This is a genomic window from Terribacillus saccharophilus (assembly GCF_046592895.1).
Lineage (GTDB): Bacteria > Bacillota > Bacilli > Bacillales > Amphibacillaceae > Terribacillus > Terribacillus saccharophilus_D.
Map to the genome: position 1 here is coordinate 654,402 of NZ_JAWVPU010000001.1, position 15,726 is coordinate 670,127.

The 15,726-nt window shown below is 45.6% G+C and carries 18 protein-coding genes; 7 read left to right on the plus strand and 11 right to left on the minus strand.

The window, feature by feature from the left end; genetic code table 11:
• Nucleotides 1-314 precede the first annotated feature (314 nt).
• Both SFC66_RS03190 and SFC66_RS03195 read right to left on the minus strand, forming a co-directional pair.
• On the minus strand, nt 315-1,058 hold the full coding sequence (locus SFC66_RS03190; protein WP_411217257.1) for a ZIP family metal transporter: 744 nt from the start codon (nt 1,056-1,058) through the stop codon (nt 315-317).
• A gap of 201 nt (nt 1,059-1,259) precedes the next feature.
• A complete protein-coding gene (locus SFC66_RS03195) occupies nt 1,260-2,279 on the minus strand; it encodes a PTS sugar transporter subunit IIC (RefSeq protein ID WP_411217258.1) in 1,020 nt (339 codons plus the stop codon).
• A gap of 409 nt (nt 2,280-2,688) precedes the next feature.
• Between SFC66_RS03195 and SFC66_RS03200 the strand changes: the two genes are divergently transcribed.
• From SFC66_RS03200 to SFC66_RS03220, 5 genes are all read left to right on the plus strand, one after another.
• Complete coding sequence (locus SFC66_RS03200; protein WP_486388635.1) at nt 2,689-3,372, plus strand: ABC transporter permease; 684 nt, start codon at nt 2,689-2,691, stop codon at nt 3,370-3,372.
• A 13-nt stretch (nt 3,373-3,385) separates the two neighbouring features.
• A complete protein-coding gene (locus tag SFC66_RS03205; RefSeq protein WP_411217259.1) occupies nt 3,386-4,357 on the plus strand; it encodes an ABC transporter ATP-binding protein in 972 nt (323 codons plus the stop codon).
• Nucleotides 4,358-4,370: 13 nt separating this feature from the next.
• Nucleotides 4,371-5,120, plus strand: coding sequence for an ABC transporter permease (locus tag SFC66_RS03210; RefSeq protein ID WP_411217260.1), 750 nt, complete (start codon nt 4,371-4,373; stop codon nt 5,118-5,120).
• A gap of 19 nt (nt 5,121-5,139) precedes the next feature.
• The gene (locus SFC66_RS03215; protein WP_411217261.1) at nt 5,140-6,039 is read left to right on the plus strand and encodes an ABC transporter substrate-binding protein; all 900 of its coding nucleotides are present in this window, start codon (nt 5,140-5,142) and stop codon (nt 6,037-6,039) included.
• Between the two features lie 79 nt (nt 6,040-6,118).
• Nucleotides 6,119-6,445, plus strand: coding sequence for a YnfA family protein (locus tag SFC66_RS03220; protein ID WP_411217262.1), 327 nt, complete (start codon nt 6,119-6,121; stop codon nt 6,443-6,445).
• Nucleotides 6,446-6,480: 35 nt separating this feature from the next.
• Here SFC66_RS03220 and aguB read toward each other — a convergent pair whose 3' ends face one another.
• The 4 genes from aguB to SFC66_RS03240 form a co-directional block, all read right to left on the minus strand.
• Nucleotides 6,481-7,356 carry an N-carbamoylputrescine amidase gene (gene aguB, locus SFC66_RS03225; RefSeq protein ID WP_411217263.1) on the minus strand — a complete coding sequence of 292 codons (876 nt, stop codon included), beginning with the start codon at nt 7,354-7,356 and terminating at the stop codon, nt 6,481-6,483.
• The gene (locus SFC66_RS03230; RefSeq protein WP_411217264.1) at nt 7,353-8,402 is read right to left on the minus strand and encodes an agmatine deiminase family protein; all 1,050 of its coding nucleotides are present in this window, start codon (nt 8,400-8,402) and stop codon (nt 7,353-7,355) included. Before SFC66_RS03230 ends, aguB begins: the two co-directional genes overlap by 4 nt.
• Before the next feature lie 67 nt (nt 8,403-8,469).
• Nucleotides 8,470-9,288, minus strand: coding sequence for a DUF2785 domain-containing protein (locus tag SFC66_RS03235; RefSeq protein WP_411217265.1), 819 nt, complete (start codon nt 9,286-9,288; stop codon nt 8,470-8,472).
• 55 nt (nt 9,289-9,343) lie between these two features.
• Nucleotides 9,344-9,955 carry a YitT family protein gene (locus SFC66_RS03240; RefSeq protein ID WP_411217266.1) on the minus strand — a complete coding sequence of 204 codons (612 nt, stop codon included), beginning with the start codon at nt 9,953-9,955 and terminating at the stop codon, nt 9,344-9,346.
• Between the two features lie 211 nt (nt 9,956-10,166).
• On the opposite strand from SFC66_RS03240, the gene SFC66_RS03245 reads away from it, so the two are divergent.
• Complete coding sequence (locus tag SFC66_RS03245) at nt 10,167-10,610, plus strand: Lrp/AsnC family transcriptional regulator (protein WP_411217267.1); 444 nt, start codon at nt 10,167-10,169, stop codon at nt 10,608-10,610.
• On the opposite strand, the gene SFC66_RS03250 is transcribed toward SFC66_RS03245, so the two are convergent.
• The 5 genes from SFC66_RS03250 to SFC66_RS03270 form a co-directional block, all read right to left on the minus strand.
• Nucleotides 10,604-12,157 carry a polyamine aminopropyltransferase gene (locus SFC66_RS03250; RefSeq protein ID WP_411217268.1) on the minus strand — a complete coding sequence of 518 codons (1,554 nt, stop codon included), beginning with the start codon at nt 12,155-12,157 and terminating at the stop codon, nt 10,604-10,606. The two genes, SFC66_RS03245 and SFC66_RS03250, sit on opposite strands and share 7 nt — an antisense overlap.
• Before the next feature lie 23 nt (nt 12,158-12,180).
• On the minus strand, nt 12,181-12,576 hold the full coding sequence (locus SFC66_RS03255) for a DUF350 domain-containing protein (RefSeq protein WP_411217269.1): 396 nt from the start codon (nt 12,574-12,576) through the stop codon (nt 12,181-12,183).
• 30 nt (nt 12,577-12,606) lie between these two features.
• Entirely contained in the window at nt 12,607-13,254 is a 648-nt protein-coding gene (locus SFC66_RS03260) for a DUF4247 domain-containing protein (RefSeq protein WP_411217270.1), read from the minus strand.
• Between the two features lie 96 nt (nt 13,255-13,350).
• Nucleotides 13,351-14,019 carry a PspA/IM30 family protein gene (locus tag SFC66_RS03265; RefSeq protein WP_411217271.1) on the minus strand — a complete coding sequence of 223 codons (669 nt, stop codon included), beginning with the start codon at nt 14,017-14,019 and terminating at the stop codon, nt 13,351-13,353.
• 24 nt (nt 14,020-14,043) lie between these two features.
• On the minus strand, nt 14,044-14,556 hold the full coding sequence (locus SFC66_RS03270; RefSeq protein WP_411217272.1) for a DUF4178 domain-containing protein: 513 nt from the start codon (nt 14,554-14,556) through the stop codon (nt 14,044-14,046).
• A gap of 192 nt (nt 14,557-14,748) precedes the next feature.
• Here SFC66_RS03270 and uvsE point away from each other — a divergent pair, with 192 nt between their 5' ends.
• Nucleotides 14,749-15,705 (plus strand): UV DNA damage repair endonuclease UvsE, encoded by a 957-nt coding sequence (uvsE, locus tag SFC66_RS03275; RefSeq protein ID WP_411217273.1) that lies wholly within the window; start codon nt 14,749-14,751, stop codon nt 15,703-15,705.
• Nucleotides 15,706-15,726: the final 21 nt, after the last annotated feature.

The following is a 15,726-nucleotide window of genomic DNA, read 5'->3' on the forward strand; positions in this document are numbered from 1 at the left end:
TGCAGATCGAGTGATCTGGAAGTCCTTTTTTTATTATATATTTCGTGCTGGAACCGGTCATCGAGTTTCCACATCAGCTATCTTTCAAGAGGGGAGGTTGTTTAGCTTCCTCACAAAAAAGAAAAACGCGAGAGCTGTCCGCTCTCACGTTCTTTAATACGAGGCTCTGCCCGAGCGCTTCGCTTTCCTTTTATTGAGGATTTTCTTAACGATCGGATAAACAACAGGTCCATACTTGATGGCCTTACGAATAAGGTTTTTCATGTTGAAATGCCTCCATTCTTTTGTTTTTGTATCCCCCTTACCAGCATCATCTAAACATGTGCCAAAGAGAAGGCTATGAACATTCCTATTGCTGTGATGATACCTACGACAGGACCTCCTTCTTCATATGCCTCTGGTGCCATTGTGGATGCAACCATTGCTATGATTGCTCCGCCGGCAAATGAATTGAGTATCGCTCTTGTACTGGCGCTCGTATCCTGCAGCAGAACTGCTCCAGCCAATGCACTAAGTGCCGATATTACCATTACGGCCAGCCATAGCAATAAGATTCGTTTACGTGAATAACCGCTGCTTTGCATACCTGAAGTACTGGAAAGACCTTCAGGAAAGTTACTGATGAAGATGGAAACGATCAGTGCTGTACTGGCACCGCCCCCGCTTGCCAAGCTCAAACCGATCATTGCCGATTCCGGAATGGCATCCATCACAGTACCTGCGAATATCGCCAGCCCTGAACCTTTTTTATTTTTATCATGCGTCTCATGTAAACGAGTCCGTTTCCGGTTCTTGCCGCCGCTTCTTGAGATGATGATATCCAATATAGTAAAAATGACTGCCCCTCCAAGGAATCCGATCGCTTCTTCCTGCAGCCCCCCACTGATTTCATATGCTTCCTCTAGAAGTTCGTAGGAGGTCGAACCAATTAGTGCTCCTGTACCCAAAGCCATGATAAATCCGATAATACGCTTCTTTACTGGAACGAGCATGAGTAAAACGGCGCCAAGCAAACTGGCAGAACCGGCAATGGCTCCCCATAGAATTGCTCCCCACATAAGCAAAAACCCCTTTCTTTCACTGTCATGTAGAGCAATTCCCTTAAAAAAACGAATAGTAAACATGGATGAAATAAAAGAGACGAATACCTGGACGTTCCTCTCTTTAGCAAGAGTTACCTTCAGATGATTTTCCTCTCTGTGTATCCCCTAACACTTACACCGCATAAAAAAACCGCAGCTTTTCAACTGCGGCATTCGTTATTGAATTTCCATACGTAAGTCTCCGGTCTTTGCCCATCCAATCGATTTGATTACATGATAAAGTCCCAGTGAAATGATAAGCGGCAGGATGATGCCTGTAGCCAGATAAATCAAGAAAGCTTCCATCCCTTGACTGGCCAAGATGTTCAACGGTGCTATAAATGAATTCAATCCCAAACCTGCCAGCTCATAAGATGTTGTGAATCCCAGCAAAACGGTTGCAATTGGTGCACAAACGACAGCTGCTACAAAAGGCGGGATGACCAGGGCTGGATTTTTGATCAAGTTAGGAAATTGTACTTTTGGTGTAATGATGAACTGTGCCAGGAAACCGCCAAGATCATTTTGGCGGATACTCATGAATGTAAATCCGACAAACTGGGCAGTACAGCCGATCAATGCCGCAGCACTTGATACAGGATCCAGCTGCAAAGCGATTGCCAATGCCGCTGACGATGCTGGTGTCATCAATAGGATGCTCCACACTAACGAAATGACGATCGATGCAAGCAGCGGTGAACCAGAAACAGAGTCAGCAATTTGTGCGCTCATCCACGTTAACAGCGGCGTTGTTACAGCGGCAAGACCTGCCCCGGCGATGCCTCCTGCAAATACTGCCGCAAATGGGATAGCCATCATATCAAGCGGTGTTTTCCCTGCTACACGTTTTCCTACGAATGTTGCAACGACTGCAGCCAGCACCGCACTGATCGGCTGTCCGGATACCATGGAAGTCAACACTCCATCGTCACCGACCGTCATGGCGGCTCCGCCGATCGTGGCACTGATCATAGCACTGAATACAACTAGAGTATTTCCTCCCAGCTGAACAGCGATACCCGCGCCCAAAGCTGGAGCCAATAGTGCTTTAGCGACTGTACCGACAGCAATCAGTGTAGGCCAGTTCAGGAACTCACCGAAAGTTTCCATCAATAAACCGATACCGAGGGTCACGAGGACTGCATTCGCCATTCCTTGTGATGCTTTGTACATTCGTTCGATAAAGTATTCCTTCATTATTCTCGCTCCCTCTCCAATGAGAAGTCATTCAATTCTGACTACTCATCTTTGCAATGTCTCTTTTTTTGTATGAGGGCGTGACTCCCCATACGTAATTCCTATGTAATAAGTACATAATAGTATTTAGATATACTAACACCATTTTTAGGCAGAAGTAAATATAAATTTATAATTTAATTAAATTTTCAGTCATTTAAAAATCCAGCATGCTCACTTGCTGTCTTCTGTCGAGCAGTAAATTCTCTGATTTAATACCTTCAGACAACCTGAAGGCAATAATTCTCTTGTTTCCTCCAAGATGCTCCAGTTTATATGTTGACTTAATCTTTGTGCTGGTTATATTTTCATGTTAGGATGTTGGTTTATCTGGGTATAACAATAGGTAGCAAAAGTCTGACAAGACCTTTTGCATGACAATTTCAGGAGGTGCCCTCCCATTATAGATTTAATCGAATACTTTACAACTAATTTTTCATTCATACTCGGATATACATGGGACCATATCAAGCTTGTCGGTTCAGCTATCATCATTGCCATCGTGATTGGCGTCCCATTAGGTATTTATTGCTCCGTCAATAAATACGCAGCCTCCACCATTCTCCAAATTGCTTCTATCTTGATGACTATTCCAAGTCTCGCTTTATTTGGAATCATGATTCCAGTACTTTCACTGATAAACGAAGGAATCGGTACATTACCGGCCGTTATCGCACTTGTGCTTTATTCACAGCTGCCGATCATCCGGAATACGTACACAGCTATCAGCAATGTCGATCCCGATATAAGGGACGCTGCAAACGGAATCGGTTTGACAACTTTCCAGCGTCTTTACAAGGTCGAGCTTCCCAATGCCCTGCCGTTAATCATGGCTGGAGTCCGTACTGCAACTGTTTTGAATATCGGTGTCGGTGCCATCGCAACACTGATTGGCGCTGGAGGTCTTGGAGGTATCATCTATCAGGGAATTCTCCGTACCAATAACACAATGATACTGGCAGGTGCTATTTCGGTTGCCATCTTGGCACTGATTGCCGACTTATTCCTGCGACTGATCGAAAATATATTCACGCCTAAGGGTGTTAAAAAATAATAAGGGTGACGATATGATTCATTTCAATGACGTAACAAAGGTATATAACGGCGATGTAAAAGCAATTGAAAAAATGAATTTTACAGTCGAAGAAGGCGAACTGGTCATCATGCTCGGTCCTTCCGGCTGCGGAAAAACAACTTTACTTCGAATGGTGAACCAGTTGGAAAGCATCACGGACGGTGACATCATTCTCAATGGCAAAAGCGTGCGCCATTCCAACAAAATCGAAATGCGCCGCAATATTGGCTATGTCATACAATCCAATGGCTTATTCCCTAATATGAACATCGAAGATAATGCAATGATCGTTCCCAACCTGCTAGGCTGGGACAGAAAGAAAATGCGTGATCGCTTCAATATGCTGATGGAACTCGTTGGCTTGAATCCGGATGAATACCGCAAACGTTATCCGCACGAGCTCTCAGGCGGTCAGCAGCAGCGTGTCGGTGTTGCACGTGCCTTGGCTGCGGATCCGCCGGTGATGCTGATGGATGAGCCCTTCGGTGCACTGGATCCAATCATCCGTACGCATCTACAGGAGGAATTCCTGCAAATCCAGAAAGAACTGAAGAAGACGATCCTATTCGTCAGCCACGACATAGATGAAGCAGTAACGATGGCAGATAAGATCGCCCTGCTCAAAGGCGGCAAGATGATGCAATATGCCGAGCCGGCAAGGATGCTGAACAAACCTGCCAACAGCTTCGTGGCAGAGTTCGTCGGTCAAGATCGTGTGCTTAAGAGCATGAGTCTGTATACAGTGAAAGATCTAGCTGATGCACTGACATTGAAGCCAGTCAAGGAATCACCTGATTCCCAAAACATCAATGAAAATCTTTCCCTGCGTGTGGCTATCTCGAAGATTTTGAACCAGGAAGCAGAGCAGCTGATCGTAGAGAATGACAATGGCACCCGCCAAGGCAGTATCACTTTGGACTTGATCGAGCAGTTCCTGCACCGTGAGATCAAGGAGAGCGTCTGAGGGGGCTGTAATCATGGAACGGACAAATAAAACCATCGCCTTGATTATCAAGCTTATCTTTTGGGCCCTGCTCGCCATCTTCTTCATTTGGGCCTTCACCAACAATATGTTCAGTAAAATTTGGGAACAGCCGGATACTTTCCTGCGTTTGCTTGGTGAACATATCACGATTGTACTTCTTTCCGGAGCCGCCGCTGTACTGCTCGCAGTACCACTCGGCATCTTCGTCACACGACCTAAGTTCCGCAAGTCAGAATGGCTGATTGTAGGTATCGCCAATCTCGGACAGACAATTCCGAGCTTGGCTGTGCTGGCACTTGCCATGGGATTTCTCGGTATAGGGCTTAGCGCCGCAATCATTGCTTTATTCGTCTATTCTGTATTGCCTATCTTGCAAAATACCATTGCCGGCCTTGATTCCGTCGATGACAATATGATCGATGCGGCCAAAGGCATGGGACTCACTAACTCACAGATTCTATGGAAAATCGAGCTGCCGAATGCACTCACTTCGATAATCGCTGGTGTGCGGACGGCATTGGTCATCAATATCGGAACTGCCGCACTTGCTTATCTGATCGGTGCCGGCGGTCTGGGTGTTTGGATTTTCACTGGTATACGTCTCTTCGATAATGCTTTCTTGATGTCCGGAGCCGTTCCTGTCACGCTGCTTGCCATCGTGATTGACTATTTATTCAAGTGGCTGCAGTTTGCTTTAGTGCCAAAAGGACTCCGACTCGCCAGAAAAGCACAAAATTCGTAAAGAAAGGATACCTGAATCCATGAAAAAACGATTGACCCTAATCGCCTTATTCTCTGCTTTACTGATTGTATTGAGCTCATGCGGTCCTGGCGGAAAGAACATCACTGTCGGAGCCAAGACTTTCACCGAACAGCTCGTCATTGCCAAAATGACGGCATTCATCTTAGAGGATAATGGCTTCAATGTTGAAGAAATTCAAAACTTAGGTTCCTCCGCCATGCGCCAGGCAATCGAAACGCGCCAAGTCGACATGACTTGGGAATACGTTGGTACAGCACTTGTCACCTATTTAGATCAAGAGCCGATTGCAGACAAAGATGAAGCAATGCAAAAGGTTCAAGATTTGGATAAAAATAACGGTGTCGCCTGGACGAACTTGACGGATGCAAACAATACTTACGCACTCGTCATGAAACGTGAGAAAGCAGATGAATTGGGCATCGATACGTTAAGTGATCTGGCAGCTTATGAGCAAGAAAATCCTGATAACCTGCAATTCGGGATGGAGACGGAATTCAAGAACCGGAGAGATGGTATGCCTGGATTGCAAGAATACTATGGCTTCGAGGTTCCTGATTCCAACATCCGCGAAATGGAAATCGGTCTTTATTACACAGCATTGGCAAATGATCAAATCGATGTCACCCAAGCTTTCGTAACGGATCCGCAGATTGATTCCATGGATCTGAAAATATTGGAAGATGACCAGCAGTTCTTCCCTTCTTACAATTATGCGGCTACAATCAATCAGGAAACGTTGGATGAATATCCTGAAATCACGGAATTACTGGAACCGCTCCAGCATGCCCTGACAGAGGATACTTTGCGTGATCTGAACTACCAAGTGGATATCGAACAAAAGAGTGTAGAACGTGTTGCCAAAGACTTCCTCGAAGAAAATGATTTACTGAAGAACTGATAAAACGACCCTGTGCAGGGTCGTTTTTGTTTGTCGTTTAAGCTACCATAAGGGTATTACATAAAAGGAGACAAAAAGGATGTTTCTCTCCGTTTTCATTTTCCTGCTTGCGGGAATCGCCGAAATTGGCGGCGGTTATTTGATCTGGATGTGGTTGCGTGACGGTCGCCCAGGATATCTCGGATTTCTGGGTGGAATCGCCCTCGTCTTGTACGGCATCATCGCCACTTTCCAGACCTTCCCGACATTCGGTCGCGTCTATGCCGCATATGGTGGTGTATTCATTGTCTTATCCCTCTTTTGGGGATGGTTCATCGATAAAGAAACGCCGGATATGTACGACTGGATTGGCGCAGTGTTATGCATTGCAGGTGTTGCCGTCATGCTCTTTGCGCCCCGCCATTAAAAAAAGCTGCCAGCTTGAACTGGCAGCTTTTACTTTTATACACTTGTCGAGCCATCAGAGCTCAGGATATTGCGGTACATCGACGGACGACGATCCCGGAACAATCCCCATTCCACACGCTGCATAGCTAATTCGTCCAAATCGAATGTAGCAGTCAGGATCTCTTCTTCCTTACGCCCTGCTTCGGCTAATAAATTGCCCTGCGGTCCGGCAATGAATGATGATCCGTAAAATGTGATACTGGAATCCTCATCGTTTTCCACACCGATCCGATTAGAAGCCAAAACGGGCATCAAATTCGTCGCTGCATGCCCGCGCATGCACATCTGCCAATGGTCTTTCGAGTCGATGCTAGCATCCTCGGGCTCTGAGCCGATTGCCGTTGGATATAGCAGGATCTCCGCCCCTTGAAGCGCCATGCTGCGCGCTGCTTCCGGGAACCACTGATCCCAGCATATGCCTACGCCTATCTTGCCGAATGTCGTTTCCCATACTTTGAAACCAGTATCGCCAGGGGAAAAATAATATTTCTCTTCATAGCCCGGTCCATCCGGAATATGGGTTTTACGGTAGATACCAAGTACTGATCCATCTGCATCAATCATTGCTACCGTATTATAATTTGCATTGTTTTTCTTCTCATAAAAGCTGATTGGCAGCACAACCCCTAGCTCTTTTGCCACTTGCTTGAAATGCTGCACTGCTTTGTTTTGCTCCAGCTCTGTGGCATAAGCATAATAAGCAGGTTTTTCCTTCTGGCAGAAGTAAGGCGTTTCGAACAATTCCTGAAGCAAGATGACATTGGCGCCTTGGTCAGCAGCTTGCCGGACAAGCTTTTCGGCGTTTGCGATATTTTCATCCACTGTATCTGAACAAGCCATCTGTGTAGCGGCTACTGTTACCTTCCTCAATTGCTTCCCTCCTTCAGCGTGGGCATCTGTTGCGTCGTACAATGCACATTTCCGCCTTCTTTGATGATAGCCAGTCCATCGATTGTCACAATGCGGCGATCCGGGAACTGCGCTTGCAATGTTTTGATTGCCCGCTCATCCGTTCCTCCTGCAGTATTACCGAACACAGGAAGGATGATGCCGCCGTTCACGAAATAGAAATTGATATAACTCAATGTCAGGCGTGTGTCGTTCCAGGTGACTTTTGGCGGTTGCTGGACTGCAACCACTTCGATCTGGCGACCTTTTGCATCTTTGGTCTCGTCCAAAATCCGCAGATTTTCCTGCGTGATTTCATAGTTTTCATCCTCAGGATCGTCTGTCACTTGCAGCAGCAGCTTACCGGGTGCCGCGAAACAGGCAATATTATCGACATGCCCATCCGTTTCGTCACCCGCGACCCCGCGTTTAAGCCAAATCACTTTTTCGATACCAAGATATTGACGAAGGTATGCTTCAATATCATCTTTCGTTAAATCGGGATTACGATTCGGATTCAACAAGCATTCCTCGGTCGTGATCAACGTGCCTTCCCCATCGACATGGATCGATCCGCCTTCCAATACAAAGGGCGCATCCAATTGCTTTACATCAAAATGTTTCAAGACAGCCGGAGCAACGGCATCATCAAGGTCCCAAGGGAAGTATTTTTCACCCCAGGCATTGAACTTCCAGTTTACACCCGCAAGCTCCCCTGTCTCATTCCGGACGAATGTCGGTCCATTATCACGCAGCCAAGCATCGTTATGCGAAACTTCAAGCAGCGATACATTTTCATCTTGATCCACGTATGATGCCGCGACGTCACGTTCCTTCGCATTCACCAAAACAGTGATGGGCTCAAATTCCGCTATCGCCAGAATCAATTCTGCATAACCCTTGCAGACAGTTTCCCAATCCTCCGGGTAAACCATCGATTCCCGCACAGGCCAAGCGATCAGCGTGCGTTCATGCTCCTCCCACTCAGGAGGCATTGTATATGTCAAATGTTGTTCCATTATCATCACTCTTTATAATAAATTATTTTAAACAGACTTTCGGGATTATCATATAACAAATACATCTGAACAACAATCAGGAAGAAGGCTTATTATGATATATTCCAGAAAATAACTGCTCACACTCAAGCAATGTTTTCTGCAAATCCGGATAGTCTACTGTACAAAAGTATAGACTGCGGATGAACTGCTTAAAATTTGCGCGTATGTGCATGTTCGCTTCGTTAACAGTTTTCCAGCAAGCAACGACTTCCAATGTTTTTTCTGTTAAGACGCTCTCGATTAACCTTGGAGATATGCCCATCTTTAAAGCAGAAATGATAGCTATTGCCATTCTTTCATCCTCTTCATGAGATAAAGTCTGATGAGGGAACGCCATTTTACTAATGATCTCTTTTACAAGCTGCTGCCGCTGATCATTCGTCAGCTCAGTCAAAAGAATCAGCGCGTCCAATGCATCGGCCGCATGTGCCAATGTATGAACCCACCCATAAGTATTGTCATAGCCCTTCCCAACAGTCTCTTTTTGGATGTAAGCAAGCAGTTTTTGATAAACTTCATCTATTGCAGACTCCGATAAGAAAGCTTCCATTCTATGCCGATACAGAAGAGCTGCAATCCACAATGTCGTAAAGCTTCTCGTATAAATTTCATCGCCATGAAGATACTCATCCGTTATAAGCTTTGCCATAATGCTGTTCATCAATTTCGGAGAAACCATTCCTTTTGTTATCCACTCACTTGCCAGCCCATATATAAGCCTATCCCGCAGAATAGGATCACGGTCACCGATATGCGGCAGCATCAAAGGTAATAACACTTCGATCGAAGCTGTTTCCAACTTCTGATTTTCTGCTGCTTGTATAAGTTTCTCTTTTAGCATTTCTTTATCCAAATTCATCCCCCCGCCCAAATTATACTATCAAAAAAACGAAGGATTTCTCCTTCGTTCATTCAGCCGCTTGGGCTACTGGTACAGTTTTCGCAGTTGGTAATGGTCTGGAGAACTTCTCCTTGAAGTAGCTGATGACAAACGAAGTCACTGCAATCGAGAGAATGGAATAGACGCCGTTGATAAGACCGACCGAATAAAGGCTTATCATCACCACGCAGAAATCAAAGATGAAGTTGATTGTGCCTGGATTCGTCCCGAAACGTTTTTGCAGGAATAACGCAAGGATATTGGCCCCTCCCAGAGATGCTTGATTCATGAATAACAAGATCAAGCCGAAGCCGACAATCAAGCCGCCGGCTATAGCTGCGATGATGCCAGGAAGTTCGATGACTGGATAGAATGGATGGAGAAATGAAAACAATGTTAGGATGGTTACAGAAGCAATGGTCGTCATAGTAAAACGCCATCCCATATTCAAAAATGAAAAGATGTAGAAAGGGATATTGATGATAAAAAAGACGACACCAAAAGGCATGGTCAGCAAATAAGATATTCCTAAAGAAAGTCCTGCTGTTCCACCTGTTACCAACTCTGTACTTTTAAGCAAGTACAAGCCAAGACTGGCCAAGAAACAGCCAAGAACGATTTTCAAATACTTTTGCAGCAAGTGAGTTGCTCCTCTCCAAGTTAAAATCCACTTTGAAACGTTCACTCCGTTACGCATGGATCTGTATTGATCACGCACCTATTAATTCACTTTCTATGTTAGAATAAATAACATGAGAAATGAATAGATTTTTGCAGGCAATTCCTTGATTCGATATTCATAATGAAAATTATATGCAGGTTCTGCCTGCAATGTGAAAGAGAGGGAAATCATGGACCACATCGATCGTACCTTACTCGAATTGCTGCAGCATGATGGACGTATCACCATCAGTGAATTATCCAAAAAACTTGCCTTGAGCAGACCGAGTGTTTCCGAACGGATGGCTAGATTGGAAGAGCGCGGAGTCATCGAGCATTATACTGCCCGAGTGGCGCATGCGAAGGTTGGTTTGGATATCCTGTTGTTCATTCAGGTGAGTGAATTGAAGATAGCACATTTGGAGTTTGAAAACCTGATTGCACAAGAAGAAGCAGTTCTCGAATGCCACCGGGTCACCGGTCCGATCAATTACCTGCTGAAGGCAGCTGTTCCGGATATGAACGGCATGCGTGAATTGATCGACCGGTTGATTCCTTATGGGGCTTTCAACACATCGACTGTGCTTACTTCCCCGGTAGCTTATCGGGCACTGCTTCCAAGAGAAAATCAGTAATGCTTCCATTCCTGTTGGTAGATTTCGATCAAATGCGGATCCACCAATGTATTCGGACGGAGATTTACAGTCTCACCATCGGAATTGGTGATTTCCCTGTCTTCATCCTTTCCGAATTCGGTCATTCCCGGTATCATGGATGACTTTAAGTATTCTGTCGGCACTGTGACCTCAAGTTTCTCTGGGTCGATCGGCATTCTGCTGGCCATGATGAAACCCCAGTTACCGAAGCTCGGCACATCCAGATGCAAGTTTTCTGTCTCCAGTCCCGTTGCCCGGATGGTTTCATCTATCGTCCAATACGACTCTGTCGCAAATACCGGGCTTGTCGCTTGGACGATCATCGCACCCTCTGGGTTCATATGATTGCGCACCAAAGAGTAGAATTCCTCAGTATAAAGCTTGTTCAAGCTCTCATCATTCGGGTCAGGCAAATCGACGATGATCACATCATAAATCTGTTCTGTGTCCTTCAAATAGTTGAATGCATCCTCATTGTGGATGGTCACTTTATCGTTTAATAAAGACCTGTTATTCAGATCGAGCAGTTTTGGCTCCGTCTTTGCCAATTCAGTCACAGCAGGATCAAGATCGACGAGTGTGATATCCTCTACATCGTCATATTTCAAGATTTCATTTGCGGCCAAACCATCACCGCCGCCAAGAATCAGCACATGGTCATGCTGCTTGGCTTGGGACATGACCGGGTGGACGAGCGCATCGTGGTAACGGTGCTGATCAAACGAGCTGAACTGCAAGCCGCCATTCAAATACAGGCGCAGGTCATCTCCATCCCGGGTGAGGATGATATTCTGATACTGACTTTGCTCCATATGGATGATTGGATCTTGATACAATTTCTGCTCGAATGAAAAAGCGGTCTCTTCCCCGAAGAAGACGCCGAGTATGAGCAAAATGCCTATGACAATACCGACCGCGGCATGCAAGGCCATCCTTTTCACTTCTTCCCGGAACAACCAGAGAACGATCAGTGCCACGGCTAAATTGACCAGACCGACCAAGAATGCCGATTTGACGATACCGAACTGCGGACGAAGCAAGAAAGCAAACAATAGCCCTCCTATCAGTCCGCCTGCATAGTCACTGAATAAGACACGTGCCGTGCTGCGTCCGATCGTCTCTCCGATCTCATTCGCTTTCCGGATCAAGATCGGCAGTTCCACCCCTGTAAGTGCACCAACGATCAGCGTCACGAAATAAAGATAAAACGCATCTGTACCATCTGGTGTAAATGCCGTGATCCCGAACATGGTGAAACTGGAGAAGCCGCCTATCAAAGCTACGAAGAACTCAATGTAGATGAATGCCAGTATCAAACGCTTTGTCACACGTTCACTGATACTTGCGCCAATCCCCATACCTGTCAAAAACAAAGAGATGGTGAGTGTATATTGCTTCACACCATCTCCAAGGATATAGGACCCAAGGGCCCCGAATAAGACTTCGAAAATGATACCGCAAATCGAAACGATTCCAGAAGCCCAATAAATGAATGAAGTTTTCTTTGTTACTTTCTGTTGCATCACTACATCTCCAAACTGCTTTTAGCTTACGTAATGGACGCGCCGATGACAAATCCAAGCCCGACGGATACCGCCAAGGAAATGATACCGACGGCGATATTATTTTCTTTCAGCTTGGATTGAACGGAGAAACGTCGTGTCACGCCTTCGAATATGAAGTAAGCCACCATCTGCAGCACAACTCCATAAGCTCCCCAAATGAGCGTCTCCCAAAGTTCACTGCTGTGATAGATGGAGAATGACAGGACAAGACAGATCCCAATGACTTTCCCGCCGATGGACAAGGCCACAGCCGTGTTGCCATTAGATATTTCTTCCCAGTCCCGATACTTATGTGTAATCATCTCAAAAATGATAAGACCGATGATGACGATCACAACCGCAATGGCAAAATACAGAAATGTCGATAGAAATGGATTCATGATTCTATGCCTCCTTGTTTATTCACTTGTTTATTTACCAGCATCCGGACCGCCGCCGCGATAGTTGGATGTACCGCGTCTTACAGCGCCGCCTGATCCGCCGCTGTTATCATCCGAACGATAAGTCGATGTATAGCCGCCATAACAGCCGCCATTCTGACAAGTATCCATTCGGCTCTGGCTCCAGTTATTGCCGAAGAGGGAGTTCAATAATGCGAAAGTAAAGAATGTATTCAAATAGTTCGGTGAGTAGTTATTCCGCACAAAATTCCGGTCCGCCACTTCTATCAAGGTGACATCCCCATCTTCTTCACTCGGCTTCAAAGTGATGAAGACATCATCATAGATCATCATGAGCTGATTATCCTTTTTATCACTTATCTCGTCGGGGCCTTTTGTTTGCTTGAACAGCTCCTCTAATTCATCGACTGTAAAATGGCGAGTGGCATAGACATTCGCACTGCCCCGTCTCTCACCAGAAACAACATCGAGCAGATAAAAATTATTATCTATCAGCGTTTCAATCGATTCCCCAACGCTGTTTTCGAACGAAGAGGTGATTGTTTCTTTATCCTTTTCAGTTATATCGCCGACAGAAGTAGTCTGATCATCGGAATTACCGCAGCCAGCCAGGATAAAAACAAAGCACAGGCAGATGCCCGCCAGCCAGTATTTCATGAAAGCTCCTCCCTTCGCTTATTTCCTTATGTAACAGCAGACAGACGAAAACCCTTGCTTTAAGCAAGGGTCAGCCTGCCCGATGGCTTTGGCTGCTTACGCTTTACCCATTTTCTTTTTAAGGGCAGCTAACTCATCGTCGACACCATTCTTATCCAAGGCAGCGAATTCGTCGTCAAGGGAACGGTTGGATCTGGACATATCTTCGCTCGTCTCGGCTTCTGCTTCGTATTGCAATACCTTTTCTTCCATACGCTCGAAGCCGCCGCGGGATTCGTCACTGCCGATATTGGACATCGTACGGTTCATCTTCGTACGTGTTTTGGCAGATTCTGCACGTGCTTTCAAGGAATCTTTCTTCAGTTTCATTTCCGCATATTCCTTTTTCATCTCATCCAGTTTCTGACGGATGGATGCTACATCGCTTGCAGCGCGCTCCCAGGAAGCATGAAGTGTATCAGCTGTTTGCTGATGCGTCTGCTTATCTTCCAATGCACGGCGAGCCAAGTCATCATTGCCAGCTTCAATCGCTGTTTCGGCTTGTTTCTGACGCTTGTCGGCCATAGCTTTTGCGTCGTCATATTTGCGTTTCAGCATCTTTTCATTCGCAATCTGTTTTGCAACTGCAGTTTCCGCTTCACGGATATCCGCTTCCATGTCGCGCATGAACTGATCCAGCATTTTCACCGGATCTTCTGCTTTATCCAGCATTGCATTCAATTCTGAACTTACGACTGTCTTCACTCTGTTAAAAAATTTAAACATAACATTCGCTCCCTTTGATTGATTTTAGTTTGAACCCGCAATGATTTTGATTTCACGCGGTTTGATTTCATAGCCATGACTGACTTCGATTTCGCTTCCCCAGCCTTCCAGGCCAAGGAAATGTTCTTCATCTTCATCGTAATAATCGGCATAATGGACAATCGAACCGTTGATATTACGACTTCTTCCTTCCCCTACGACCCTTGCTTCACCTTGCTCATCGAGGAAGTATGTGCGGCCTTCATGTGTCAGCTGCTTCGGATATGGCTTCGATACCGAAAGCGGGATTTTTTCGTAGATTCCCAGTTCCAGTTCATCATCCATTTCGGCAGAAAGCCATAATGTCTTATCCCCTTCAACCAACTGGTAGTCGAACCACTCATAATTACCTTGACGCAGCGTGATTTTACCGACTACTTCATAGGTAACCAAGTCATATTCGACAATGTCGCCCACCTGGATGGAAAGTGCATTACGTTCCCTCACAGCAGGACGCTCAGGGGCTTTTTTCTTGAATATACGGGAAAGAATACCCAAAATCTTTCACCATCCTCTTATCTTGTACCTTATATACGAGCAGAATCGCAAAAGGTTTCAAACTTTTTTCCTGCACATGTCCAATTATACAGGTGAACTGTTGAAGATGCATGGGCTAGCTATCGTAAAACAGGATTATCAAAGTAAAAAGAAGGGGAAAATAGCTACAGATTGTCACAAAGGAGAATTTCTATGCACATCCGCTTTGGCTACGTATCGACAGCCTTGAACTTATACGAAGCATCCCCGGCAAAAACAATGACCTATGCCAGGTGGACCAAGCTTGGAAAAGAAGAAAGAGAAGCTCAGCTTTATGCTATCACGAAGGAAAACCTGGAGCGCACGATCCGCATCCTGCATTATAATATCGCTCATCAAATCAAGCTTTACCGTTTCTCTTCATCACTTGCACCGCTTGCCACCCACGAGGAAGTGAATTGGGATTATATTTCACCATTCACTGATTTGTATGAAGAAATCGGACGTCTTGTGCGGGAATACGGTATCCGCGTGAGCTTTCATCCGAATCAGTTTACCCTGTTTACGAGTGATAAACCGCACATCACTGCAAATGCTGTCAAAGATATGCAATATCATTACAATATGCTGAAAGCCATGGGATTAGAAGATGAGGCATATATCAACATCCACGTCGGCGGCGCTTACGGAAATAAAGAGCTTGCTCTTGAGCGTTTCCATGAAAATATCAAACAGCTGCCTGACCCGATCAAGACACAGATGACTTTGGAGAATGACGATAAGACTTATACGACAACCGAGACATTGGAAGTATGTGAAAGACATGGGATCCCAATGATGTTCGATATTCACCACTATATGGCCAATCATACCGAAGAGGAGCCATTGGAAGAAATACTTCCACGCTTCATGGCTACTTGGCAAGATCGCAAGCATGTTCCGAAGATCCATACCTCCTCTCCCAAATCGGAAAAAGCATATCGCAGCCATGCAGATTATGTGGATGTGGAGTTTCTGATGCCGCTGATCAAACAGCTGAAAGAGATTGGCAAATCCGTCGATTTCATGATTGAAGCGAAGCAGAAGGACAAAGCTGCCCTGCAGCTTGCAGAAGATGTATCCCGTATTCGCGGTGTGAAACGAATTGGTGAGGCGACGGTGGAATTATAAGAAGAGGCATTCCGCTTTTGG

Coding starts and splice junctions, on each gene's coding strand:
- SFC66_RS03190 (WP_411217257.1), bottom strand. CDS start 1,058: ATGTGGGGAGCAATTCTATGGGGAGCCATTGCCGGTTCTGCCAGTTTG.
- SFC66_RS03195 (WP_411217258.1), bottom strand. CDS start 2,279: ATGAAGGAATACTTTATCGAACGAATGTACAAAGCATCACAAGGAATG.
- SFC66_RS03205 (WP_411217259.1), top strand. CDS start 3,386: ATGATTCATTTCAATGACGTAACAAAGGTATATAACGGCGATGTAAAA.
- SFC66_RS03210 (WP_411217260.1), top strand. CDS start 4,371: ATGGAACGGACAAATAAAACCATCGCCTTGATTATCAAGCTTATCTTT.
- SFC66_RS03215 (WP_411217261.1), top strand. CDS start 5,140: ATGAAAAAACGATTGACCCTAATCGCCTTATTCTCTGCTTTACTGATT.
- SFC66_RS03220 (WP_411217262.1), top strand. CDS start 6,119: ATGTTTCTCTCCGTTTTCATTTTCCTGCTTGCGGGAATCGCCGAAATT.
- SFC66_RS03245 (WP_411217267.1), top strand. CDS start 10,167: ATGGACCACATCGATCGTACCTTACTCGAATTGCTGCAGCATGATGGA.
- SFC66_RS03255 (WP_411217269.1), bottom strand. CDS start 12,576: ATGAATCCATTTCTATCGACATTTCTGTATTTTGCCATTGCGGTTGTG.
- SFC66_RS03260 (WP_411217270.1), bottom strand. CDS start 13,254: ATGAAATACTGGCTGGCGGGCATCTGCCTGTGCTTTGTTTTTATCCTG.
- SFC66_RS03265 (WP_411217271.1), bottom strand. CDS start 14,019: ATGTTTAAATTTTTTAACAGAGTGAAGACAGTCGTAAGTTCAGAATTG.
- uvsE (WP_411217273.1), top strand. CDS start 14,749: ATGCACATCCGCTTTGGCTACGTATCGACAGCCTTGAACTTATACGAA.